Origin of the sequence: Roseivivax sp. THAF30, from assembly GCF_009363575.1 — a bacterium.
Classification (GTDB): Bacteria; Pseudomonadota; Alphaproteobacteria; order Rhodobacterales; family Rhodobacteraceae; genus Roseivivax; species Roseivivax halotolerans.
The window spans coordinates 2655061-2679120 of sequence record NZ_CP045389.1 but is presented as its reverse complement, the minus strand read 5'-3'; the positions used below and the strand labels follow the sequence as shown (position 1 = coordinate 2679120).

Here is a 24060-nt window from a genome sequence, read left to right as displayed (position 1 = left end):
TTCACTCCCCGACAGCGGTGAAGCGGCGGACGGTCTGGCCGTCCTCGATCATTGACGCCCCGGCCACGACGATCTCGGTGCCGGGCTCGGGCCCGTCGGTCATCACGACCGTGCCGTCATCGGCGATCTCGATCTCGACCGTGACTTGCCGAACCTGACCGCGGTTTTCGTCCTCCTCGGAAGGGGTGAACACCATGACGGTCGGAGTTCGATCGGGCGTGTAGACGAGCGCGGTCTCGGGAATGGAGATCTGGCTCTGATCGCCCATCGCGGCCCGCGCCGTCACGGTCACCGAAGAGCCGGGCAGGACGTAATCGCCTGGATCCTCGGTGAAGGCGAGGGTGGTGCGGTAGGTCTGGCCCACCTCGGCGGTCTCGGCCTCGAATTCGCGTGGTGCGAGCGTGAAGCGCTGATCGCGGCCGGGCAGGGTGGCGGTGAATTCCACGTCGGAGCGATCCTGCGCGCGGCGGAACAGGATCTCCGGCACGTCGATGTTCACACGGATCTCGGACATATCGGATACGCGCAGCACGGCCTGTCCGGCCGAGACTGTCGAGAAGAGCCCCGCCACGCGGCGCACCACCAGCGCGTCATAAGGCGCCTCGAGCGTGGCATCGTCGAGCCGCTCCTGCGCGTTCTCGAGCTCGATCCGCGCAAGGTCGCGCTGCGTGCGCGCATCCTCGATCTGCACCTCCGAGACGGTCGCGCTGGAGAGGTTCTCGAGGCGCTGCAGATCGCGCTCGGCCTTGTTGAGCTGCACCTCGGCTTGCCGGACGCTGCGCTCGAACGGATCGAGATCGAGCTCGGCCAGAAGCGTTCCGGCCGGATAGGTCGTGCCTTCGCTGACCGGCAACTCGGCGATCTGACCGCCGACCTGGAAAGCGAGGTCCACCGTTTCCTTCGCGGCGACCCGCCCGAAGAATTCGCGTTCAAGCGCCACGTCACCCGTCGTGAGCGTCATCATCTTGGCGGGCCGGATCGCGGGCGGTTCGGCGCCTGTCTCCTCGGACTGTGCCAGGGCGAGGACGGGGGCGAGGATCAAGGCGAGAGCAAGAAGGGCGGGCCGGGCGGATACGAGGTGTGTCATGCGGTTGTCCGTTCGTGAGCGCCGGCCATGTCGGGCCAGCCGCGAAAGATAAGGGTAGTGAAGGCCCGTGCCATCGCTTCGGGCGGAAGGGGATCGGCCGAGCCGATCCAGTGGCGCACGACCGAGACGAAGGCGCCGGTATAGAAACGCGCGGCGATGCGGCGCATCAATGGGTCGGAGGAATAAGGGTTTTCCGGCGTTGCGCCGATCAGCTTCTCGACAAGTTCGGCGAAGCGGTCCTCGGGAGCGAGCCCGGGCACTCCGTCAAGAAGCGCGCGCAGGCGCGGATCGTCCCGAGGCAGGTCGCGAAAGACACGCTCGAACTTCCGCCGGTGAAGCTCCTGCAAATCGGCCTCGTCCGCGGGCGCGCATCTGATTTCAGCGTTGCGTCGCTCGATCTCGGCCAGAAGGGCATCGAGATAAGCTTCCAGCATGTCGGGAAGCCCGACGAAATGACCGTAGAAGGTCTGCCGCGTGGTGCCGGCGCGCCGCGAAAGCTCCTCCACCGAGATTTCGGCGAGCGGCTTCTCTGCAAGGAGCGTACGCAAGGCGGCTTCGAGGCGCAGTCGGGTGCGGTGTCGTCGGGGATCCATAGGCCATGACTTTGCCTTTTTTTGACAGACGTCAAGAAAGGGATCGTTCGGAACAACGCACAGCCGCTGTGCGCCCGTCCGGATCGCGTCAGGGGGTGGTGAAGAGATCTTTGAGCCACTCGGACATCGCTGCTTTTCTCACTCTAGAATTGGAGCAAATCATCGACTTCACGCACCATGCCCGACCCTTCGGAGCGGTGTTGCGCCTGATACAAACGGGCTGAAAAGCGTGATGGCGGATACGAAGTCCGCTCTGATCCTGATGCTTTCGAAAATAACGGTTTAAAATCAAATACTTGCAAAACTAGCGCGCCCCAAAATGTGTTGCAGTGTGTGTTGCAAAATCTGATTGTCACCTTCCGTGTCACGATGACACGTAACCCGCTTTCCCGCTATCCTGAAATGAGTAACCCGCCCCCTCTGCGAAAGGGACGGGCTACCTGAAATTTGGCGTGCAGGGCCTGCAAGCCCCCGCGCCGTGGCATCTAAGAAAGGCTGAACGATGCACAAAGAATATAACCCGAAAGCCCCCAAGCGCCAAGTCTACGACAACCTTCAGGCCGCCCTTGATCTGGCCGCGAAAGGTATCCCCGTTCTGCCTTGGCATTGGGTGGATCGGGGCGGGAAGCGGCAGAAGGTGCCACGCATCACTGACTGGCCGAACAAGGCGACGACTGACGCCCGGAGAATTGAACGCTGGTTCACCAAGTGGCCCGACGCTCAAGTTGGCTTTGTCACGGGCGAGCGTTCGGGCATCGACGTAGTGGACCTAGACCGGAAGCATGGGAAAGACGGCGTGGCGGCTTGCGACGCCGCTGGCATCAAAGTGGACTCTCCCGTCGTGGTAGAGACCAGCACCGGCGGCTTGCATCACTGGTGCGCCCACGTGCCGGGACAATGCAGCGCCCAAGACCTTCTGGACGGTGTGGACGTGCGCGCAAATAGCGGCTGGGCAGCTGCGCCGGGCTCGGATGGCTATCGCTTCGTTTCGGGCGACGTGGACCTGTGGGCCACACTTCAGAACATCGGCTTCGCGCCAAAATGGCCCGAAGGGCTTGAGCCTCAGACGCGACCCGAGGGGACCGCCTTCGAGCCGGTGGGCATCCCCTTTGAAATCCTCTCCGACGCCGTGCTGTCCATCCCTAGAAAGGTGCGTGAACAGCTCTACGGCACGGAGGGCGCATGGTTCGCCGCCATTCGTGCGATTCACGATGAAACCGGAGGCAGTGAAGACGGGCGCGAGCTGGCCCATAAGTTTTCTGAAGGCTGGGGCGGCTACAGCTTTGAAGAGACCGAAGGCAAGTGGATTCGCCCCGATACGCACACCGGGGCCAAGGCTAGCGTCATGGGGCTGATCCGGGTGGCGCAGCGCAATGGGTGGAACAGCGAAGCCTTCAATGCTTTGCAGATTGCTGACGACTTCGACGACCTGCCCGTGCCCGGGGCGGGGGCAGAGAGCGGCGATAGTTTGGTGTTCCTTAGTCCGGGCGATTGTGCCGCCACCCCCGCCCGTGCCTACATCATAAAGGGACTCATCGCTCAAGGTGACGTGGTGGCCGCTGTAGGCGCACCGGGCGCGGGCAAAAGCCTCTTAATCCCTTATCTCTGCTATGCCGTCGCGCAGGGGCGCAAAGTCTTCGGGCGGCGTGTGACGGCTGGTGGCGTCTTCTACGTGGCAGCGGAAGACGGACACGGGATGCAGGGCCGTGTGACCGCATTGAGGGCAGAGCATGGCGACGCCCCCGATTTCGCAGTGATCCCGAACGTCTCCGATCTTCTGAGCAAGCAAGGCCAGCTCAAGGCCCTGCAACGGGCGGTCAAGGAGCGGCGCCCCGCACTTGTCGTGATCGACACATTGGCCGTGGCGTTCCCGGGGCTGGAAGAAAACGACGCAAAAGGCATGGGGCAAGTCGTGGCGGCTGCCCGATCCCTGACCAAGTGGGGCGCGGCTGTCGTGCTGATTCACCACGACACCAAAGCGGGCGACGGGCTGCCCCGTGGACATAGCCTCTTGAACGGCGCGCTGGACGTGGCGCTTTACCTGAAGCGGGAACACGGCGTGGTGAGCGTGAAGCCGTCCAAGAACCGCAACGGCACGACCGAGCAAGAGCTGGCCTTTACCGTGGGTGTCCGGGAAATCGGCACCGATGAAGACGGGGACGCGATCACGGCGGCGATCTGTGAAGAGGCAGACAATGCCAGCCGTGCTCGTAGTCCGCAACTTACCGCCAGTGCCCGCGCGGCTCTTTCCGTTCTTCGCGATCTGGGAAGAGGCACAATGCGCGTGCCGGAAGAGTCTTGGCGGGACGCCTGCATTGGCGGGCGCGAAGTATCTGCTTCTGACAATGTGGATTCGCGACGCAAAGCCTTCAAGCGGGCCGTAGAAAGCCTGACCCGGGAAGGAGTGGTCATTTTCGCAGACGGCAGATTCGTGGAGCGGAAAAGCGACAACGAACAATTCACCGAGGACTTTGACGATGTATAGGGCCGGACAGACTCGGACATTTCCGGACATGTCCAGACTTGTCCGCCGGGCAGAAATGGGCGCGAGGCCGGACAGACACGGACACACCCCCTTAGGGGTGTCCGGGTGTCCGGTCCGTTCACGCCCCGGACAGCGAAGAACGATGCAGCACTACAAAACGATCCCGAATGACATGGCAATCAATCAGGTAGCCTTGCCACCCAGCGCGCCGGGCGTTTGGAGAAAGCGGCTTCCGTGGCGCGAACATTTCAGGGATTTGCAGGTCAGCCGACAAGAAGTAGATCGCCCAGTCTTGCGTCCCCTTGCGCCTCAAGACGACAAAAAGGGGGAAGTAAATCCCCGCCTTCATCCTCTCGGATTGCGGCCCCCAAGCAGCGCCCAAGATCGATTTGGGCAGACTGGTTTCATCTGCTGCGTTGGCCGATTTAACTCGGGCAAGGTAACCACAAAAGTCGCATATGAGATCGGCGCACTTGAAGTTGGTCGGCAACTGCTTAAGCGTTCCAGACTTTTTGCAAGATGGGCAAGCGCACGCCTTGGCGACGAGTTTTTCTCCCCATGTGCCGAGCTGCTGACGTGCTGTCGCCATGTCTCATCCTTCATCAGTTGTCCTGCTGCTCTACACCATAATCCTACTTCCGGCACGGGTCCTTTCCTGATGGTGCGCAGCGCGGGTGACGCGGAGCCCCGGCGTTTCCCTCTTCAGAAAAAATTTCACACGGGAAACCCGATTCCCGAGTTTACCGGCGTTCCCGCCGTTCCCGAGATTACCGGCGTTACCGAGAGGCCCTGAGCAATGACGATTACCGCAACTGAGCTGGCCGAGATTGACGCGCTGGTTTTCGCACCCGACCCGGAAACCGTCACCGCTGGCGAGCTGGCGGAATGGGTCGGCCTTACCGGGAACCGCGTTTCGGCCCTCGCCCGGGAAGGCGTGATCCCCCGGGACGCCGACAAGCGGTTCCCGCTCCGGGCCGCGATCCGCGCATACTGTGACCACACCAGAGCGGGGGCTACGGGCCGCCGGGCCGACGCCGAGCTGGCCGCCGAAAAGCTCCGGCTGGCGAAAGAGAACGCGGACAAGCTCGCCTTCCAGAACGCCCGAGCCCGTGGCGAGCTGATCGCCGCCGCCGAGGTGGAACGCGAATGGGCTGGCGTGCTGCGGGACGTGCGCGCCGCCTTCCTCGCCCTGCCGAGCCGGGCCGCTGGCAAGCTCGGCCACCTGACCCCGCATGACCTTGCCGCGCTGGACGCCGAAGTCCGCGACGTGCTGATGGAGCTGGCCGAACATGAGTGACACCCTGACCCGAACCCGCCGCAACGCTATGGCCGCGCTGAAGCCGCCGCCGCGCCTGAGCCTGCCCGATTGGATCGAAGGCACCATGCGGCTGCCTGAAGGCGTCTCGGCCACCCCCGGGCGTGTCACGCTCTGGCCTTATCAACGGGGCATCGCGGAAGCCATTTCCGACCCGCTCATTGAGCGCGTGACCGTGGTGAAGCCGGTGCGCGTCGGGCTGACCACGCTGCTTTCGGGCACCGTGGCCGCATACATCGCCAATGAGCCCGCGCCGATCATGGTCTTGCAGCCGACCGAGGCGGACGCCCGCGACTACGTTGTGAGCGATCTGGAACCGATCTTCTCGGCCACGCCGGAGCTGAAGGGGCTTATGTCTGCCGAGACCGACGAAGCCGGGCGCAACACGCTGCTGTCCCGCCGCTTCCCCGGTGGCAGCCTCAAGGTGGTGGCAGCCAAGAGCCCCCGGAATCTTAGAAGGCACAATATTAGGATTCTGGCGATCGACGAGGCCGATGCTATGGAGCCGGGGGCCGAGGGCTCGCCCCTCACGCTGGCCGAGCGCCGCACACTGAGCTTCCCTAATCGCAAGATCGTGCTGGGCAGCACCCCGACGCTTGAGGCCACGTCCAACGTGCTGCGGAGCTACGCCAACAGCGACTCCCGCGTCTATGAGTGCCCGTGCCCGCACTGCGGCGACTTCCACGAAATCATGTGGGCGGACATTCAATGGCCCGAGGGCGAGCCCCTGAAGGCCGCCTATGTCTGCCCGAGCTGCGGGGCCGTGACCGAAGAGCGGCACAAGCCCGCGATGGTGGCCGCCGGGCGCTGGCGGATCACGCGGCCCGAGGTGGAGGGCCACGCCGGTTTCCGGCTCAACGCGCTTGTGTCCACGCTAGCGAACGCCTCTTGGGGCAAGATCGCCCAAGAGTTCCTTGAATCGAAGGCGCATCCCGACAAGCTGCAAGTCTGGACCAACACCCTCATGGGCCAAGGCTGGCGTGAGGCCGCCGAAGAGATCGACGACGCGGCATTGGCCGCCCGGGCCGAGCCTTTCGGTCTGCCCGACGCGATCCCGGGGGACGTGCTCTTTGTCACCTGTGGCGTGGACGTGCAGCGCGACCGGCTGGAAATGGTCTTCGTGGGCTGGGGCCGGGATGAAGTCTTCATCTTGGCGCAAGACGTGATCTATGGCGACCCGTTTGGGGACGACGTGTGGGCCGAGCTGGACGACGCCCTGCGCACCGTTTGGAAACACCCCAAGGGCGGCTTCCTGCGCGTGGACGCCACGGGAATTGACGCAGGGGACGGCCTGACGATGACCCGCGTGCTTGACTTCTGCCGCCCCCGCATGGCCCGCCGCATCTATGCCGTGAAGGGCGCATCGGGCGACCGGCAGGCGATCAAGGCCAGCGACACCCGGGGCGCGCGGCTCTTCATTGTGGGCGTGGACGGGCTCAAGGGGCAGCTAATCAACCGGCTGACCCGTGGCCGCTCTGTCCGCTTCTCTGACACGCTGGAAGGGCGCTTCTATGAAGAGCTGGCGTCCGAACGGCTGGTGGTCCACTACCGGAAAGGCGCACCGATCCGGCAATGGGAACGCACCCCGGGCCGCCGGGCTGAATCCCTCGATTGCGTCATCTACGCAATGGCCGTGCGCAATCTGGTCAACGCCAGCGTGGACCGCCGCGCCGAAGAGGTTCAGGCGGTGACAATGCCCAAGCGCCGCGCTACCGTGGCAAAAAGTAAATGGCTTGAGGCGAACTAATGAGCAAATACGACGAACTGCGCGCCGCGTTTTCGACCTACAAAGAAGCGGAGCGGAAATATGTAGAAGAAAATCAGGCGCTCGCGCTCCTTATTGTGAATGGCTTGCGCGACTATCTGGAAATGCCGAAGAGCTTCTCCCGGAAAGAGGGCAACACGACCTATAGCCAGTCCTACACCCCGTTCTTCAGCGTGGATGAAGACGGCAATACCGAGGAAGAGAAGTTTTTCATGGACGCGCTGTCGCACCTATCAGACGGCTCATTCAAGTTTGCCTTTGGCGTTATTCTGGAAAGGTCCGAAGGGGCGTTCCCGAAGCACAATCTGATTTTGCATGTTGAATGCAAGCGGCGCGGGGAAAAGGTGAATATCGACGTTTCGGGCAAAACTCTGGACGCGACTTTTGACGGGAAGAACTGCCCAGAAATCGAGAAAGTCCACGAACTGATCTTTGGTCAGGTCATGGAATGGCTTCAACATCGCCCGGGCGATGGTCACGGCTTTTCTAAATTCGGGTTTGCCATGCACTAATCGAAGCGATTCCGCTTCCACTCCACTTGCTGCATGAGCGACTTGCGGGCGGCTTCGGGCAATTCCTCGATTGTCTCCACCCGCCAGCCGCGAAGGACAAGCCGAATGAAACGCTGGGCGTTCCGTTCGGCTTTCTCTTTTTGGCGCTTTGTGGGCATATGCTCTACTCGCGATTTTGCCAACGCATGGCACCTATTTCTATTTCTCGCAGAGCAGCAAGCCGAACATCGTAAATGTTTTGTGGGATTACTTCATGTTCGCCACGCCCATCCAAGACGGCGATTATATCTTCTCGAAAGACAGTCATAGAGATTACAGTCGGAGCTCGATCAATTCCGGTCTTCCTCATGGCGAACCATGCAGCGCAATCGAAGCGCGTCGTCCAAGAGAGGCCGTCTTGCAGCTCTTCGGCTGAGCAACGCCCGCCACGATATATCGTGGGTTCCTCTGGAAGGTGCGCAGTCGGAAATTCTGCGTAAAGGCACCACAGCACTAAGCCCGGGAAACCACCTGCAACTTCTATCGCGCTTAGGTAATCTTTCGATTGTCCGAGTATCAACTCCAGAGCCTCGCGAAACTCGGCAACGTCGCACCCGTCTTCATACATCTTCCCAACTAGTCGCGCTCGTGCGCTCGGGGTTGCGCGATAAACATCCCGAAGAGTCACCGCTTCTTCTTTTTGGCGCTTCGTGTGCATCGGCTCTCTCTCTGTGAAAGTGGGGGGCGCTTGACTAGCATGGGACTACCGCGCCCCCCGTATCTGCCAGACCACGGGCGAGGTCCGGCAAATTCCTTGCGTGCCCGGACGGGTGAGGATGAGCCCCCGCCCGGGCACTACGGCTCTCGATTGTCAGCCACTCGAATAACTGACGCCCTAACAATAGCGGGCAAAGACTGATTCCACAATATCAGATTCCAAAAAAACCGAATCCTTGACTTCCGAACGACTCGGCAGCATGGTCGCGGGGCAACCTATGGAGGTTTCCGTGACCCAGACTTTTACCGCCGCCCAGCTCGGGCAACTCATCGCAAGCGAAGCCCTGTCTCCTGACTCCGCCCGCCTGCGCATCAAGAATTTTGTCGCCAAGGGCTACATCGTCACCCGCCACCGCTCCGATAGCGATGGCCGGGGCACGCTGCTTTTCTCGACTGGCGACGCTGTGACCGCCGCTGTCCTGTCCCGCATGGTGGACCTTGGCGGCCTTTCCAAAGAGGCCATGCAGGCCGCTGCGACGCGCCTTCAGACGTGGCGTCCGGGCGAGGGCGAGAACCCGCCGGAGAGCCCCGCCGAATGGATGTGGAGCGAATACGCGACGGCCCCTCAGACGCCGCCCGGCTTCACCTTGCACGTGGCTTGGCAACAGAAGCCCTCCGGCACCGTCAATTGCCGCGCCGCGCTTTCGCATGGCGACCACGGCGAGCTTGGCGAGGGCATGACCCTTGCCGCCGATGCTGTCCCGCTGGCGAGTCTTCTGGTAGCCGTCGATCCGCTCTTCCCGGAGCTGGCGGCGCGTATCGACCGCATGGGGAAGGCGCACTAAGCCATGTCCCTGCTGTCCCGCCTCAATCCCTTCAAGCGCGAAGCCGCTTCGGTGGCCGTCCGGTCGCTTGACGCTGCAACTGGCTCGCCGCGTCGTGCCTCTGGTATGGGGCAAATGGGGCCGATCAATTTGGAAGTGGGCGCGGGGGGCGAGATCACCGCGCGCCGCGCCAACTACCTAGCCTCGAATAACCCGTGGTGCGCGAATGGCGTATCCAATTGGGTCACGGCATTGGTGGGAACAGGTATCCGCCCGACTCCTGTTTCCGAAGATGCCGATGAAAACGCGCGCGTCGCTGCCAGTTTTGAGGCGTGGGCAGATGAAGCCGACCACGCGGGGCGGACAGACCTCTGGGGCCTGCAACGTGGGATTGTCCGGCATCTTGTCGTTGATGGCGAAGCACTGGTCCTGTTGCGCGACGAAGCAGACGGCCTGCGCCTGCAAGTGGTGCCCCCGGCGCATCTGGATCGCGCAAAATCGGTCCGCTTGAGCGATGGCCGGGAAATCTATCAGGGCGTGGAGATGGACGCCGACGGGCGGCGGCTCGCCTATTGGATACTGCCCGACCGCCCGTCGGGCGACTTTGCGGCCTACACCCCTTCCGTCCGCGTGGACGCTGCCGATGTGATGCACGTCTTCCAACCTGATGCTGCTGGACAGGTGCGGGGCCTGAGCTGGCTTGCCCCCGCAGTGTTGACCGCTTCCGAACTGGACCAGCTTACCGACGCGCAACTGGTCTCTGCCAAGGTTTCCGCGCTCTTTGCGGGCTTCGTTACTGACACCACGAACATGGGTGGTGCGGGCGAAGCCTTCCCCGACTCCGGGGGCGATATTTCCCTTGAGCCGGGGACTGTCCGCGTCCTGCCGGGGGGCACGGACATACGCTTTACTAGCCCGGAAGCAATGAAAGACGCCCCGGCGTTCACTCGGCAATATCTCTTGGCGCTATCCGCTGCGCTCGGGCTGCCCGAGCACCTTGTGAGCGGTGACGTGTCGAACGCCAACTATTCGAGCCTGCGCGCTGCGCTTGTGACGTTCCGCCAGCGCGTTGAACAGGTGCAATATGCCACCCTCGCGCCCCAGCTCTTGCGCCCGATCTGGCGGCGCTGGCTGGTGGGCGAAGTGGTCGCGGGGCGATTGGACGTCCCCGCCGACCTTCGGGCCGAATGGATAATGCCTCGCCAGCCGTGGGTTGATCCAGCAAAGGACTTGGAGGCTGTCGAAACCGCATTGCGCCTTGGGCTCACCAGCCGCTCGCAAGCGGTCAACGAACTTGGTTGGGACGCCGCCGCGCTGGACCGGGAAATTGCGACTGACCGCGCCCGGGAAGCCGACCTTGGCCTGTCCTTCAGCACCAAGGGGGCAGCCAGTGACCAATGACCTCACGTGGCGAAAGCTGGTGACTGAGACCGGCGCGCGCACTGACCGCTACGGCCCGAAGCTGACCATGAACCTCGCCCGCGCCAGTGCCGTGCGCTGCCCCCGCTCGGGCAAGCTCATGACCCGCGACACCGACACCTTCAAACGCACGGAGGCCCGCCTTGCCCCTCGATAACGCCCTGACGCGGGGCACCACGACCCGCCCCAACAGCTATGACCCGGAGACGCGCACCGTGTCCGCCGTGATCGCCACGCCGTCGCCCGTGATCCGGCGCGACGCCCGGGGGCCGTTTCTGGAAGTGCTGACCGCTGACACGCTGGACCTGTCGGGCGCTGACGGGCTGCCCGTCCTGGACTCGCACCGCACCGCCTCTGTCCGCGACCAGCTTGGCCGCGTCCGGTCCATCGCCGTGGAAGGCGACGCCGTGGTGGCCGTGCTCGAAATCACCAGCGCCGAAGACGCGGCCCCCGTGGTCCAGCGGATCGCGGACGGCACCGTGAGCGGAGTCAGTATCGGCTACCGCGTCTCGGGCTGGACCGAACGGAATACGCCGCAAGGCCGGGTGAAGAGCCCGACCGGGTGGCGTCTCACTGAGGTCACGTTGACCTCCAACCCGGCGGACCCGTCCGCCCGTCTACGGCAGAAAGAGGAACCCATGCCCGAGACTATCGAAACCCTTTCGCCGCAAGAGGCGGAAGCGCAACGCCGGAGCGACATCCGGGGGCTTGTCCGCGCTGCCGGGCTTGGCCCGGAGCTGGCCGACCAGCTCATTGACGACGAAGCCGACATGACCGCCGCCAAGGCTGCCGTCTTCGACGCCCAGCAAACCCGTCGCTCGGCCCCCGTGGTCCGCGTGCATGGCTCGAACGAAGACCCGGCCACCATCCGCACCCGGCAGGCCGAGGCGCTGGCCTATCGCATGGGCGGGCTGGAAGAGCTGCCCGAGGCATCGCGCACCTATGCCGACGTGAGCCTGATGGACATGGCCCGCGAAGCCGTGGAGCGCATGGGCACCAGCACGCGCGGCATGAGCCGGGACGAAGTGCTGCACCGCGCCGCCGCGCACGGCACCAGCGACTTCGCCCTGACCGTCATGGACGCGACGGGCAAGACCGCGATGGCGTCCTACCGAGCCGCCGAAAGCCACTTGAAGGCGCTTTGCCGCAAGCAGACGCTCCGGGACTTCAAGACCAGCACGGCAATCCGCCTTGGCGAAATGGGCGAACTGGAAGAGATGGCCGAGAATGGCGAGTTCACCGCCACCAGCCGGGCCGAAGAGGGCGAGTCCATCAACCTCAAGACCTTTGGCCGCCGGATCGACCTGACCCGCAACCTCATCATCAATGATGACCTGAATCTTCTGTCTGACACCGTGCGCGCCTTTGGCGAAGCGGCTGCCCAGACGGAAGCGGCGATCGTGGTGGCGATGCTGACCGGCAACCCGGACATGCGCGACGGCACGCCCGTCTTCGACGCCAGCCGGGGCAACATCGCGGACACCGCCGGGCTGCCGTCCAAAGCGACCTTGACCGAGAACCGCGAAGCCATGCGCCTGCGCACCGGCACCGATGGCAAGACCATCATCGACGCGCCGCCGCGCTACCTGCTGGTGCCCGCCGATCTGGAAACCGAGGCCGAGGAAATCCTTGCCGCGATCCAGCCCGGCACCACGGCGGACGTGAACCCCTTCGCGGGCAAGCTGAAGCTGCTGGTGGAACCGCGTCTACCGACGGGCACGTGGTATCTTTTCGCGGACCCGGCCCGTCTGGCCTGCCTGCGCTACGCCTACCTGAGTGGGGCCGAGGGCGTGCAAGTCCAGCGCCGCGAAAGCTGGGACACGCTGGGGCTGTCCTTCCGGGGCTTCCTCGACTTCGGCGCGGGCTGGCTCGACTGGCGCGGCGCACAGCGCGTGGCGACTTCCTGATGGCCCTGACGCTCGACCAGCTCACGCAAGCCCGTGACGCGCTTCTGACGGCGCGTGCGGGCGGCGTGCGGCGCTTCCGCGACCAGAATGGCGAGGAAGTCGAATACAAGTCCGACGCCCAGATGGCCGCCGCTCTTGCATCGCTGGACCGGCAAATTGCCGAGCTGGCCGGGCGTCGGACGCCGACCACCCTTCATTTCCGAACCTCGAAAGGAACCTGAAATGCGCAACTTTGTGCAACCCGGTGACAACCTGACCGTCACCGCCGTGGCCGCCGCCAGCTCTGGCGATGGCGTGAAGCTCGGCAATCTCTTCGGCATTGCATCGGGGGACGCCGCCATTGGCGAGCCGCTGGTGCTGGTGACGGAAGGCGTCTTCGAGATGCCCAAGGTCTCCACCGACGAACTGGCGGTGGGCGATGCGGTCTATTTCCGCACGTCCGACGGGGCTGTGACCAGCACCGCCAGCGGCAACACCAAGATCGGCGTGGCCGTCTCGGCAGCGGGCAACCCGTCCGGGACCGTCCGCGTCCGCCTCAACGGCACGTTCTGAGCAAGGGGCCGGGTGTTGGGACCGCTCGGCCTCTCAACGCGGGACTGACCATCCCGCCAGCCATGTGCGGCGCGTCTACTCTCCACGCAATGCGCTTGCCCTTGGTATCAACAGATGGAGTTGGAAGAACTGAAGCGGCTTCGTGAAGTCGCTGCAAAGCTGGTGGTGGCCGATCCTGTCTATGCCCCGATCTTCGAGCGCATAGAGTCCGACATTGCCGAGCTGGAAGCTATCGCCGCCAATGACGTGGTGGCCCGGGCACGCGCCCTCATTCAAAGCGCGACGCGCTGAATCAACCTCTGCAAGTCTGCAAGGGACGCCCCCTTGCCATACCGTTCGCGGTCAAGGGCGTGGCCGAAAAGGTCACGCCTGATCCGTTCATCAATCCCCGCCGCCAACATTCGATCTTCAAAGCTATGCCTCAATCCGTAAAGAGAATGTCCCGGCGTCTCCAAGAGCCTGTTGGCCCGGAGATACTTGTTGACCGTGGCCGAGAGGCTGGCGGAGCTGGTGCGATATTTGGGGAAGCCGTCGGGGCATTGCGCCATAGCCTTGAGACTCACGCCTGTCAGGGGGATGACGCGGCGCGCGTTACGCGTCTTGAGTTGGCGTCCGACGGGCTCAATCGAAATGTGCGGTGTGGCCGCGCCAAGCCGGATCTGATCGCTTGTGAGGGCCGCCAGCTCGCTCGGCCGCGCCCCTGTGTTGACCATTGCCAGAAGGATGCAGCGGGCTTCTTTGTTGAGCCCGTCCAGCGCCCCGGCGGCCAAGAGCTTGTCGCGTATCCAGCTTTCGGAGAAGGGCGGGCGCTGCTGTGCCTCACCTTCCTTGAAGCTGAGATCGGAGAGGGGCAGCACCAGCCCGAGCCGCTTCATGCGGTTCACGGTCTTCAGCACGTCGCCAAGGTGGATAAGGTCTTTGTTGCCAGAGTTGGGCGTGAGTCCTTGTTCGCGCATCCGATCAAACCACCAGTCGCGAAATTCCAGCATATCGTCGCCGGTAATCTCGCCAATGGCCTTGTCGCCTACCACGTCCACGAAGTTCTTCACGGCTTTCTTGCGTGGGTTTTCCCAGCGGCGGAGCTGGTCGGGGCTTTTGCCAAGCGTCTTGTCCGCGACCAAGCCCCAATAGAGTTCCAGCGCCCGAGTCACAGTGATCGGCGGTTCGCTCACGCCGCCCAGAAGGGCAGCCGCTTCGCGCATGTCCGGTTCGCCGTCTTTGCCGATCACGGCTTCCATGCGCTGCACCAGCTCTTTGCGGGGCAGCTCGGCCACGCGCGCAACGGGCAGGTAGCGGAAACCTCGAACGGCGGCGAGATTCTTGGCCGCCTCAAAACGCTTTTCCGCGTCGCTGGTGTCACCGGCAAGCCGGGCTTCCCAGCCTTCGACAATGTGCTGCCACGCGATAGGGGCTTTCTGTTGCGCGACGGTAAGGGAGTCCGTGTGCAGACTGACCCAAATACTCTTGCGCTCTTCCACGCCCTCATAGCGGCGCGGCACGCGCTTGCGCAGGTGGTAAGTGCTGCCCCGCTTCATGATGGTCATGGCCGTTTCCCCGCTGGTAGTGTGCGCGGATTGTGCGGCGAAAGGTGTTGCAAAACAAGGCAAAACGACGGACCGCGCGCAGGGCGTGGAGGGTTAACATCTTGTTTTTATTGGGTAAATATCCAAAACAAGGCGGGTTTTGGTGGCGGAGACGAAGGGATTCGAACCCTCGAGACGGTTTCCCGCCTACTCCCTTAGCAGGGGAGCGCCTTCGACCACTCGGCCACGTCTCCGCCGACGCGTATAGCGGTCCAAGCGTTGGATTTACAAGGCAAAACTTCAATCTTTGGAGGACTGGTCCCGGACACTGCCAAGCCCTTGAAATAGCGCGGAAAGGAAAGGGCGGGTGAGCGAAAATGGAGAGGATCTTGTCAGATATCGTCGCGGCCCACGTGCTTTCGGGCGAGGGACGCGTTTTTCCGTCGCCGGGTCGTGCGACGTCCTGAGAGATCGGTCACCCTTTACCGTCAGCGCGAGGCGCGCGCAGCCTCGCGGGCGGCACGAACCTCCATGCGCGGATACCAATCGTAACGAGTGTCTTCCGGGGGCGGGGCCCAGAAAAGCGTCCCGCCGCCGCGCCAGGGGTCCAGCAACACACCGTCGTCGAGCTCTGCGCCGCGGGCGCTGATGACCGCCGAATGATGGATGACCCGGAAGCCTTCGGGCGGTGAGGTCGCCCAATGCATCTCCAACGTCTCGAAGCGCTCTTGCCGCAGACGCGTGATCATCGCTTCGGCCCAATCGTTGCAGAGCCCCTTGTCACGCAGACCGTGCAGCACTTTCGCGTTATGGACGAGCGGCGGGTCGGTCACTTGCCATTCGGCGGCGAGTTGCAATGCGTAGGAGGAGGCGATCTCGGCCGCACGCGCGGCTTCGGCAGGGTCGACATCGGGTCCAAGCGCCGCGATCTCGGCCGCCAAGGCACGGGTATCGGCAGGTTCTGTCGTCGGCGTGCCCGCGCAGGCGGTGAGTGCCAGAAGACCGGCAAGCCAAAGAAGCCCTGTCAGAAATCGTCGCATCGACCGTTCCTTGTCGCAATCCCGCGTCCGGGAATTGGTGCCTGCATGGCACGGCTTTGTCGAGCCGATATAAGCCGGATGCGGTTTGAGGCGACGCGTCACGGAAGTCCGACGGTGCGTCGATCGGCCAATTGCAAATCGTATTTGAAAACATGAATATGTCGCCGTGACTCGAAAGGCCCGAAGATGAACACCCCCGCTGCCGAGACAACTTGGATCGACCGTTTCGACGGGTTGCGGCGTCTGCCTCCCGATCTGCGCCAGACGCTCGCCTCGGGCAGTGCCATCGTGACCCTGCCGAGCGGAGCCGCGGTTTTCGGGCCGGGCCAGTCAGCGGACAACCTTTTGCTTTTGCTCGAAGGAACGGTGCGTGTCTCGCAAGCCTCGGAGACGGGCCGCGAGGTGTTTCTTTACCGCGTTCATGCCGGCGAGAGCTGCGTTCTGACGACGGCTTGCATGCTGGCCTTCGAGGATTACGCCGCCGATGGTGTCGCCGAGACCGATGTGACCGCCGTCGCCATTCCGCGCGCGACCTTCGACGATCTCGTGGCACGCTCGCCGGTCTTTCGCGAGTTCGTCTTCACCGCCTATTCGCGGCGGATCACCGATCTTTTCGCGCTGATCGACGACATCGTCTTCCAGCGGATGGACGTGCGCCTTGCCGCGCGACTTCTGGAGCTTGCCGACGCGCAAGGCGCGATCCACGCCACGCACCAGGTTCTCGCAACCGAGCTGGGCACTGCACGTGAGGTGATCTCGCGCACTCTGGGTGAATTTCATCGTCGCGGCTGGATCGAGCAGGCGAGGGGCAAGGTGCAGCTTCGGGACAGATCAGCGCTGAGCCGGCTTGCCCGCTCCGACCATGCCTCCGTGTCGGGTCTGTGACGAAGTCACCGTCGCGCGGACGCGTTCCGTGCAATCAGGGGTCATGGTGAGTCCAAGGAGACCAAGATGACCAAGAACATGGGCACTTTCGACCGGGCCGCGCGTATCGTCGTGGCGCTTATTCTTCTCTACGTTGCGTTCGGCACGTCCTTCGCGGCGACCGGCCTCCTGCATTGGCTCGCGATCGGCGTCGCGGCCGTATTCGTGCTGACGACGCTTGTCGGGAATTGTCCGCTCTACAGCCTCGTCGGCATCAAGACCTGCCGCGATTGCTGAAGCTGTGTGAAAGTATGGAGAACGATATGAAGGACCAGACCGACACTCTGCTGCACCCCGAGGTGACCGGCTTTTTCGATCCGGCGACGAACACGATTTCCTATGTCGTGAAGGATCCCGGCTCGAATGCCTGCGCCATCGTCGATTCCGTTATGGATATCGACTACGCGGCGGGCCGGATCAGCTATGACCATGCCGACGAGATCATCGCCTTTGTGCGGCAGAACGATCTGTCGGTCGACTGGCTGATCGAGACGCATGTTCACGCCGATCACCTGTCTGCCGCGCCCTATATCCAGGCGCAGCTCGGCGGCAAACTCGGGATCGGGGCAAAGATCACGGTCGTGCAAGACACCTTCGGCAAAGTCTTCAATGAAGGCACGGAGTTCCAGCGCGACGGCTCGCAATTCGACCGGCTCTTCGAGGATGGAGACACCTACGAGGTCGGCGGGATGACCTGCCGCGCGATCCACACGCCCGGCCATACGCCAGCCTGCATGACCCACGTCATGGGCGATGCCGCCTTTGTCGGGGATACGCTTTTCATGCCCGATGGAGGCTCGGCACGGGCGGACTTTCCCGGTGGCGATGCTGGCGAGCTTTTCGATTCGATCCAGAAGGTTCTGGCCCTGCCGGACGAGACGCGGCTCTTCATGTGTCACGATTACGGGCCGGGCGGTCGCGAGATCCTGTGGGAGACGAGTGTCGCCGAGGAGAAGGCGCACAACATCCATGTCGGCGGCGGCAAGACGAAAGAGGAGTTCGTCAAATTCCGCACCGAACGGGATGCAGGGCTCGAGATGCCGAAGCTCATCATCCCGTCGCTGCAGGTCAACATGCGTGCCGGCGAGCTGCCTCCCGCAGATGCGGACGGCAAGCGGTTCCTGAAGGTGCCGATCAACACGCTTTGATGCGGGTTCTTTGAGCTATGTATGGCGGGTGGGCTTCGGTCCGCCCGCCCAATAAACTGAATTGAGGGGGCGGAATGCGCCTGTCGAGATACCTGCCGATCCTGGATTGGGGCCGCCGCTACGATCGCGATGCGCTGTCGAACGATATGATCGCGGCGGTGATCGTCACGATCATGCTGATCCCGCAATCGCTGGCCTATGCGCTTCTGGCGGGATTGCCGCCCGAAGCAGGGATCTATGCGTCGATTGCTCCAATCCTGCTTTACGCGCTTTTCGGCACGTCGAACGCGCTGGCGGTGGGGCCTGTCGCGGTCGTCTCTTTGCTGACGGCGTCGGCGGTGGGGCAGGTGGCCGAGGCAGGCACTGCAGGATACGTCGCAGCGGCATTGACGCTCGCGCTTCTCTCGGGCGGGTTCCTGCTTCTCATGGGAGTGTTCAAGCTTGGCTTTTTCGCCAACTTCCTGAGCCATCCGGTGATCGCGGGCTTCATCACTGCGTCGGGCATTCTGATCGCGACGAGCCAGCTCAGGCACATTCTTGGGATTGAAGGTCAAGGGCATACGCTGCCGGAAATGCTGGGATCGCTCTGGGCCAATCTCGGCGACACGCATCTGGCGACGCTCGTCATCGGCGTGGCGGCGACGGGCTTTCTTTTCTGGGTGCGGCGCGGTCTGAAACCAGCGTTGCGGGGCCTCGGCGTGCCGAACCGAGCTGCTGACATAGCGACCAAGGCCGGTCCTGTTCTTGCGGTGGTGGCGACGACCTTCGCGGTCTGGGCGCTCGGTCTCGCGGATCGCGGTGTCGCCATCGTCGGCGAAGTGCCGCAAAGCCTGCCGCCGCTGACCATGCCCGACCTCTCGCCCGCGCTGCTGCGCGACCTCGCCGTGCCGGCTATCCTGATCTCGATCATCGGCTTTGTGGAATCCGTGTCGGTCGCGCAGACGCTCGCGGCCAAGCGTCGGCAGCGCATCCAGCCCGACCAAGAGCTGATCGGCCTCGGCGCGGCGAACATCGGCGCGGCCTTTACCGGCGGCTATCCGGTGACGGGTGGTTTCGCGCGCTCTGTCGTGAATTTCGACGCTGGCGCGGCGACCCCCGCCGCAGGCGCCTTCACCGCAATTGGCCTCGCCATCGCCGCGCTTGCCCTCACGCCCCTCGTGTTCTTCCTGCCGAAAGCGACGCTTGCGGCGACGATCATCGTCGCGGTGCTCAGCCTTGTCGATCTATCGATTCTCCAACGCACCTGGGGCTATTCGCCCCGCGATTTCGCCGCCGTCGCCACGACCATCGTGCTGACGCTCGGGCTCGGGGTGGAGATCGGGGTCGCCTCGGGCGTTCTGCTGTCCATCGCGCTCCACCTCTACAACACCGCGAAGCCGCACGTCGCCGAGGTGGGCCGGGTGCCGGGCACCCAGCATTTCCGCAACATCAACCGCCACAACGTCGAGACCGATGCCCGCGTCGTCACGCTGCGTATCGACGAGAGCCTTTATTTCGTGAACGCCCGTTTTCTCGAAGACCTGATCCAAGACCGGGTTGTGGCCGATGAGAGCGTCCGCGACGTGATTTTGATGTTCTCGGCGGTGAACAATGTGGATTACTCGGCGCTCGAAAGCCTAGAGGCGATCAACGAGATGCTGCTGGCGCTCGGAATCGGCTTGCACCTCTCCGAGGTGAAGGGGCCGGTCATGGATCGTTTGAAAGCCACGCACTTCCTCGCGGAGTTGAACGGCGAGGTGTTCCTGTCGCAGCACGATGCCTGGGACGCGCTGACCCGCCAAAAGCCACCGCGCGCAGCCCAATAGCCCTATTGCGCGCGCAACCGGCGGCGGTTAAACCGCCGCCACGGTGCCGGCATAGCTCAGCTGGTAGAGCAACTGATTTGTAATCAGTGGGTCGGGGGTTCGAGTCCCTCTGCCGGCACCAGGACTCGCTTTTCCCGAAAATCCAAGGTTGCCTTGTCGCGCCCTGACGGAGCGCCGATTGCTCACGCCGAGATAACCAGATTGTTTGATTGGCAGCCCTGAAAATCGGTTTACCGTTTGCTCACCGGTAAAAGGAGTTGGGTTCAGACCGATGACACGATCAGCAGATCGAAGCTGGATTGCGCGTTCCGATGGTACGGGCGTACGGCTCGACCGACGCCGGTCGGACGGAATTCTGACCTTCGAAGATGTCGCGCTGTGCAAACATGAAGGCGCGGCAATGGCCTTTGACCCGCTTCAGGGCGGATGGGTTCCCGCCGGTGTCGAGGACGATCTTCACGTCGCGAAACCCGTTCTGCAAAACGACATCCGTGCCGGGAGCAAGCCGAGTGTCGCGGATCGTCTGCAACTCCGAAGCTGGTCGCAAACCGATCTCCCCCGCTACCGGGAGCTTCTTGACGATCCGCTGATCTGGGAGAACATGACCGAACCCTACCCGGACCCGCTCACGGAAGAGATGGCATCGGCTCTGATCGAGGTCTCGAACAGCAGCAACCATCATAGGGTGTTCGCGCTTCTGAAGGACGGGAGACCCGTCGGGCAACTCAGGGTGCTCTTCGAGGTCGACCCGGATGATCCGCAGACCGCCGAAATCAGCTACTGGATCGGCCGGGACTACTGGAAGCAGGGTTTGGCCAGCGTCGCGGTGCCCTCGTTCGCGGCGCGGTGCCTGAAGGATCATCCCGGCCTTACATCCCTGATTGCCCGTGCGAAGGACGAAAATACGGCGTCCTTGCGTGTCCTGGGCAAGGCGGGCTTCGTGATCGAGCGGCCGGATCAAAGGCCGGGCTGGACGCTTCTGCGAAAGGTGCGAGACGACAGTTGAGCCTCGCCCGGTTCCGATCGCCGTGGCGCATGGCGGTCGTCGCCCGATCTACAACTCTCGCAGATACGCCGCCGAGACATGGCCGGTCAGCCCCGGCGCGCGATCGAGCGCGACCTTGCACCAGCGCGTGCCGCCGGTTTGCTGGCAGCTGTCGACACGCAGGATCGTGCCGTTCGGAAGACCCGCATAGACATCGAAGCCGATGCCGGGACCGCCGCGCAGCTTCAGCATGTCGTCCTCTTCGACGCCGTAGACTTCGAACCTTTCCCGAAAATCGACAGCCTCGGTCACCGGGCCACCGCAGCCTGCCAGAACGCCGAATACCAGCGTGAGCGGAAGTGCACCGCGCATGAGCTTCTCCTGTTATCTGCCTCAGGAGCAGGCTAGCCGGGAGCGGCGGCAAAGAAAACGCCGTCCGTGAGGGAAGCGTGTCAGTCGCGGGTCAGCCCCAGTTCGACAAGGGCGGCCCCGATCGTCTCGTTGGAAAACGGCTTCTGTACGATCACGCAATCAGGGTAGTCTTCGCGCAGACGCCCGCTTTCGCTGTAGCCGGTGGTCAGAACGAAGGGGATACCGAGCTCGGCCAGCCGCGCAGCCACCGGGATCGACTGCTCCTTGCCGAGATTGACGTCGAGCAACACGGTTTCGAAGCTTTCGCGATCGAGAAGATCGAGCGCCTGCTTCACGTTTCCGGCGACCTCGACCTCGGTCGCCCCGAAATCGGACAGGATGTCGCTCGCATCCATCGCGACGATCATCGAATCCTCGACGACAAGGGCGCGGCCGGAAAGGCCGGGCGCGGCGCTTTCGGTCGGTGCGCGGTGCGATTGCAGCGACACAACGCTGCCGGGATCGGTCAGATGACGTTCCGGGATCATGAACCGCGCGACGACGCCAGTCTCCGGGTAGTCGATCTCCGCCTCGCCGCCGAGTTCGAACGGGATCGAGCGCTCGATGATCGCGGAGCCGAAGCCGCGCCGTTCGGGTGGCTGCACGGCGGGACCGCCACTTTCCAGCCAGTCGATCGTCAGGGCCCCCGAGGCCGAGCGCGCCAGCTTTACGTCGACAAGACCCGTCTTGCCCGACAGCGCGCCGTATTTCACCGAGTTGGTCACCATCTCGTGGACCACCAGCGCAAGGCCGGTATAGGCTTCCGATGCCAAGAGGACGTCCGGGCCGGCGATCCGCACCCGCTCGGACTGATCGCCGAGATAGGCTGCGAATTCGTGGCTCAGAAGCTCCGAGAGGGCGACTGGTGCCCAATCCTGCCGCGTCAGCTGGTCATGGGCCCGCGCAAGAGAGTGGATGCGCGCATCGAGGCTCTTGGCGAAGTCGGCAACGCTGAGGTCGTCCTGGCTCGATTGCGAAACGAGGCCGCGCATCAGGTTCAGGATATTTCGGACGCGGTGGTTCAGTTCCGCGATCAGGAGCTCTTGGCGTTCATGAGCACGTTCGCGCTCTGCGGCGGTCTGATCGCTGAGCCGCAGGAATATCTCGAGCAGGAGGGTCCGCAGATGGTCGGCGGTGCGAAGATCGTCGGGGGTCCAGGCCGCCGATTGGCCATGCATCGTCTTCCGCCATGCCTCAAAGCTTTTTCGAGGCGTCAACCGAACGCCGTTCGGGCCGAGCGTCGCGGGTTTCTCGGGGTTTCCGGCCCAGCTGACCGTCCGCAGCACTTCGCGGCGGCAGAAAATCAGGTAGTCGCGGGGCGTGCGGGAGATCGGGATGGCCATGATACCAGCGCAGCGCTGCGCGTAATCTCGCGCGTCGGAGAAACTCGCGCCCAACTCGCGTGTCGCGAAGATCTGCGTGACGTCGGTCGTGTTGAGATAGCGCGCGAGATCCTCAAGCTCTTCTTCGGAGGGCGTCATGCCCCAGGCATCGACGTTTCCGTCACTGATGAGTGCGACGCCGTCGTGGTCGATGACGTTCTCAAGCTCGTCCGAAAGCACCTTTAGGCTTTGCGACAGCTCGGTGCCGTTCGCCATCTTCATCAGGAGTTTGCTGTGCAAATCCTGCGTGCGCTTCTGCGCTTTGGTGCGAGCCTGCTCGGTCACGCGCACAAGCTCGTAGGAAAACAGATGCGCGAAGAGCTCTATCGTGGTGCGTGTCTCGAAAGAGACGTAGCGCGGCGTCGGGTTGTGGCAGGCGAACATGCCCCAGAGCTCACCATCCTTGATGATCGAGACGGACATCGACGCCTTAACGCCCATGTTCTTGAGATACTCGATATGGATCGGCGAGACAGCGCGCGTCACCGCGAGCGAAAGGTCGAGCGGCTCTCCCTCGGGCGAATGGTCGGGCACGATGGGGCTGCCTTCGTCCGCGACGTCTGCGATCAGCCGCAGCAGTGAGCGCTTGTAGAGCGCGCGGGCCTGTTTGGGGATGTCGGAGGCCGGGAAGCGCAGCCCGAGATAACTCGGGCCGGCATCCACCTTCGCCTCGGCGACCACCTCTCCCGAATGATCGGCGGCGAAGCGATAGACCATCACCGAGTCGAAGCCCGACAAGGCCTGAACCGCGCGTGCGGCTTCCTGGCACATGTTGTCGAAGCTGGCCGCGTCGCGCACCTGCTGGATCATCGGATAGGTCCGGGACAGAGCGTCGCCTTGCGGCCGTGTCTCGCTTGGCTCGAATTCGAAGATGAGATGCCGCCCGCTTTGGTGAACGGACACGTCGAAGGCTCGCTCTTGCAGGCGCAGCGCGAAGATCCGCGTAGAGACCGGCCCGGTCTCCAGCCCACGCAGCCGTCGGCGGATGAGCTGAAGCGCGTCGTCGTCCAGAAGCTCGGTGAGCGGCTGACCGAGCGCATCGCGCGCCGAAGTGCCAAGCACCTCGACAAGGTTCTCCGAGGCATGCTGCACGATCCAATCGGCCGACACGGCGACGAGCGCGCCGTAGGATTGCACCCGCCCGAGAAGATGGATCGCCTCACGGTCGCAATTGGTCAGGTCGACATTGTCGGAGCTGACGCGGGGATCTGTCTGCGATTGGGCCATCACACGGCCTCCTTCATCGGGGCGCGGAACGCAGCATGTGCGGCCGTCGCGAAAACACTGAAACCGGCATTCGCATCACGCACGATGCGATGGAAGGCACGGCTATCGGGGTCGAGCCGATCGATTCGCGCTCGAAAGGCACGCCATTCGAGCGAGGGCGGCGTCGGCTCGAAGGCGCGTGGGCAGGGAAGGCCCGCCTCCGCGAGCCGGCGTTTGATAACCTCGGCGCCAAGACGCGACCCGAGTGCGAGATAGGCGGTCGCCTCGGCGCAGAGCGGGCGAGGACTTGTCACAGTTAATATGCGGCCTGCCGGGATCTCCGCCTCAAGCTCACGTGCAAATTCTTCAAGCAGATCACCCTCTTCGGGCAGCACAGGCCCCGAGCGCGCCCTCATCAAGGCGCATGCGGCAGCGTGTTGGGCGCTCAAGAATTCGGTCAAGTGCCGTGCGGGGGCCGCCA

At 63.5% G+C, this 24060-nt stretch carries 25 protein-coding genes and 2 tRNA genes; 17 read left to right on the top strand and 10 right to left on the bottom strand.

The window, feature by feature from the left end; translation table 11 throughout:
* Position 1: 1 nt before the first annotated feature.
* Positions 2-1087, bottom strand: coding sequence for an efflux RND transporter periplasmic adaptor subunit (locus FIU91_RS12905; protein WP_152462769.1), 1086 nt, complete (start codon positions 1085-1087; stop codon positions 2-4).
* The gene (locus tag FIU91_RS12900; protein ID WP_152462768.1) at positions 1084-1680 is read right to left on the bottom strand and encodes a TetR/AcrR family transcriptional regulator; all 597 of its coding nucleotides are present in this window, start codon (positions 1678-1680) and stop codon (positions 1084-1086) included. Before FIU91_RS12900 ends, FIU91_RS12905 begins: the two co-directional genes overlap by 4 nt.
* A gap of 502 nt (positions 1681-2182) precedes the next feature.
* Between FIU91_RS12900 and FIU91_RS12895 the strand changes: the two genes are divergently transcribed.
* Positions 2183-4165: an AAA family ATPase gene (locus FIU91_RS12895; protein ID WP_152462767.1), complete on the top strand. Its 1983-nt coding sequence runs from the start codon at positions 2183-2185 to the stop codon at positions 4163-4165.
* A gap of 118 nt (positions 4166-4283) precedes the next feature.
* On the opposite strand, the gene FIU91_RS12890 is transcribed toward FIU91_RS12895, so the two are convergent.
* A complete protein-coding gene (locus FIU91_RS12890; RefSeq protein ID WP_152462766.1) occupies positions 4284-4754 on the bottom strand; it encodes a DpnI domain-containing protein in 471 nt (156 codons plus the stop codon).
* A 207-nt stretch (positions 4755-4961) separates the two neighbouring features.
* Between FIU91_RS12890 and FIU91_RS12885 the strand changes: the two genes are divergently transcribed.
* Genes FIU91_RS12885 through FIU91_RS12875 form a run of 3 tightly spaced genes read left to right on the top strand, consistent with a single transcriptional unit; the run spans position 4962 to position 7757 of the window.
* A complete protein-coding gene (locus tag FIU91_RS12885) occupies positions 4962-5462 on the top strand; it encodes a hypothetical protein (protein ID WP_152462765.1) in 501 nt (166 codons plus the stop codon).
* Positions 5455-7227, top strand: a complete 1773-nt coding sequence (locus tag FIU91_RS12880; RefSeq protein ID WP_152462764.1) for a phage terminase large subunit family protein — start codon at positions 5455-5457, stop codon at positions 7225-7227. Before FIU91_RS12885 ends, FIU91_RS12880 begins: the two co-directional genes overlap by 8 nt.
* Complete coding sequence (locus FIU91_RS12875) at positions 7227-7757, top strand: hypothetical protein (RefSeq protein WP_152462763.1); 531 nt, start codon at positions 7227-7229, stop codon at positions 7755-7757. The genes FIU91_RS12880 and FIU91_RS12875 overlap by 1 nt, the downstream gene beginning before the upstream one ends.
* Here the strand turns inward: FIU91_RS12875 and FIU91_RS19460 are convergent.
* Positions 7754-7915: a hypothetical protein gene (locus FIU91_RS19460; RefSeq protein WP_172975007.1), complete on the bottom strand. Its 162-nt coding sequence runs from the start codon at positions 7913-7915 to the stop codon at positions 7754-7756. The genes FIU91_RS12875 and FIU91_RS19460 overlap by 4 nt on opposite strands.
* Positions 7916-8743: 828 nt before the next feature.
* On the opposite strand from FIU91_RS19460, the gene FIU91_RS12870 reads away from it, so the two are divergent.
* The 7 genes from FIU91_RS12870 (at position 8744) to FIU91_RS19455 (ending at position 13446) form a co-directional block, all read left to right on the top strand.
* Positions 8744-9298 carry a hypothetical protein gene (locus FIU91_RS12870; protein ID WP_152462762.1) on the top strand — a complete coding sequence of 185 codons (555 nt, stop codon included), beginning with the start codon at positions 8744-8746 and terminating at the stop codon, positions 9296-9298.
* Between the two features lie 3 nt (positions 9299-9301).
* Entirely contained in the window at positions 9302-10678 is a 1377-nt protein-coding gene (locus FIU91_RS12865) for a phage portal protein (RefSeq protein WP_152462761.1), read from the top strand.
* The gene (locus FIU91_RS12860; RefSeq protein WP_152462760.1) at positions 10668-10853 is read left to right on the top strand and encodes a hypothetical protein; all 186 of its coding nucleotides are present in this window, start codon (positions 10668-10670) and stop codon (positions 10851-10853) included. The genes FIU91_RS12865 and FIU91_RS12860 overlap by 11 nt, the downstream gene beginning before the upstream one ends.
* Entirely contained in the window at positions 10840-12603 is a 1764-nt protein-coding gene (locus tag FIU91_RS12855) for a prohead protease/major capsid protein fusion protein (protein ID WP_152462759.1), read from the top strand. Before FIU91_RS12860 ends, FIU91_RS12855 begins: the two co-directional genes overlap by 14 nt.
* Positions 12603-12824, top strand: a complete 222-nt coding sequence (locus FIU91_RS12850; RefSeq protein ID WP_005978338.1) for a phage head-tail joining protein — start codon at positions 12603-12605, stop codon at positions 12822-12824. Before FIU91_RS12855 ends, FIU91_RS12850 begins: the two co-directional genes overlap by 1 nt.
* A gap of 1 nt (position 12825) precedes the next feature.
* Positions 12826-13155: a DUF2190 family protein gene (locus tag FIU91_RS12845; RefSeq protein WP_152462758.1), complete on the top strand. Its 330-nt coding sequence runs from the start codon at positions 12826-12828 to the stop codon at positions 13153-13155.
* A 120-nt stretch (positions 13156-13275) separates the two neighbouring features.
* The gene (locus tag FIU91_RS19455; RefSeq protein WP_172975006.1) at positions 13276-13446 is read left to right on the top strand and encodes a hypothetical protein; all 171 of its coding nucleotides are present in this window, start codon (positions 13276-13278) and stop codon (positions 13444-13446) included.
* Here FIU91_RS19455 and FIU91_RS12840 read toward each other — a convergent pair.
* From FIU91_RS12840 to FIU91_RS12830, 3 genes are all read right to left on the bottom strand, one after another.
* Positions 13428-14699 (bottom strand): tyrosine-type recombinase/integrase, encoded by a 1272-nt coding sequence (locus FIU91_RS12840; RefSeq protein WP_152462757.1) that lies wholly within the window; start codon positions 14697-14699, stop codon positions 13428-13430. The two genes, FIU91_RS19455 and FIU91_RS12840, sit on opposite strands and share 19 nt — an antisense overlap.
* A 143-nt stretch (positions 14700-14842) precedes the next feature.
* Positions 14843-14932 (bottom strand) — tRNA-Ser (locus FIU91_RS12835).
* A 234-nt stretch (positions 14933-15166) separates the two neighbouring features.
* On the bottom strand, positions 15167-15718 hold the full coding sequence (locus FIU91_RS12830; RefSeq protein ID WP_152462756.1) for a hypothetical protein: 552 nt from the start codon (positions 15716-15718) through the stop codon (positions 15167-15169).
* Between the two features lie 186 nt (positions 15719-15904).
* Between FIU91_RS12830 and FIU91_RS12825 the strand changes: the two genes are divergently transcribed.
* The 6 genes from FIU91_RS12825 to FIU91_RS12800 all read left to right on the top strand — a co-directional run bounded on the left by FIU91_RS12825 (position 15905) and on the right by FIU91_RS12800 (position 20601).
* Positions 15905-16603 carry a Crp/Fnr family transcriptional regulator gene (locus FIU91_RS12825; RefSeq protein ID WP_152462755.1) on the top strand — a complete coding sequence of 233 codons (699 nt, stop codon included), beginning with the start codon at positions 15905-15907 and terminating at the stop codon, positions 16601-16603.
* A gap of 66 nt (positions 16604-16669) precedes the next feature.
* Complete coding sequence (locus FIU91_RS12820) at positions 16670-16879, top strand: DUF2892 domain-containing protein (RefSeq protein WP_093010735.1); 210 nt, start codon at positions 16670-16672, stop codon at positions 16877-16879.
* A gap of 26 nt (positions 16880-16905) precedes the next feature.
* The gene (locus FIU91_RS12815; RefSeq protein WP_152462754.1) at positions 16906-17790 is read left to right on the top strand and encodes an MBL fold metallo-hydrolase; all 885 of its coding nucleotides are present in this window, start codon (positions 16906-16908) and stop codon (positions 17788-17790) included.
* Positions 17791-17864: 74 nt separating this feature from the next.
* Positions 17865-19595: a SulP family inorganic anion transporter gene (locus FIU91_RS12810; RefSeq protein ID WP_152462753.1), complete on the top strand. Its 1731-nt coding sequence runs from the start codon at positions 17865-17867 to the stop codon at positions 19593-19595.
* 45 nt (positions 19596-19640) lie between these two features.
* Positions 19641-19716, top strand: a tRNA-Thr gene (locus FIU91_RS12805).
* Positions 19717-19866: 150 nt separating this feature from the next.
* A complete protein-coding gene (locus FIU91_RS12800; protein WP_152462752.1) occupies positions 19867-20601 on the top strand; it encodes a GNAT family N-acetyltransferase in 735 nt (244 codons plus the stop codon).
* A 48-nt stretch (positions 20602-20649) separates the two neighbouring features.
* Here FIU91_RS12800 and FIU91_RS12795 read toward each other — a convergent pair whose 3' ends face one another.
* From FIU91_RS12795 to FIU91_RS12785, 3 genes are all read right to left on the bottom strand, one after another.
* Positions 20650-20952, bottom strand: coding sequence for an SH3 domain-containing protein (locus FIU91_RS12795; RefSeq protein WP_152462751.1), 303 nt, complete (start codon positions 20950-20952; stop codon positions 20650-20652).
* Positions 20953-21032: 80 nt separating this feature from the next.
* A complete protein-coding gene (locus FIU91_RS12790; protein ID WP_152462750.1) occupies positions 21033-23600 on the bottom strand; it encodes an HWE histidine kinase domain-containing protein in 2568 nt (855 codons plus the stop codon).
* Entirely contained in the window at positions 23600-23995 is a 396-nt protein-coding gene (locus FIU91_RS12785) for a hypothetical protein (protein ID WP_152462749.1), read from the bottom strand. The genes FIU91_RS12790 and FIU91_RS12785 overlap by 1 nt, the downstream gene beginning before the upstream one ends.
* Positions 23996-24060: the final 65 nt, after the last annotated feature.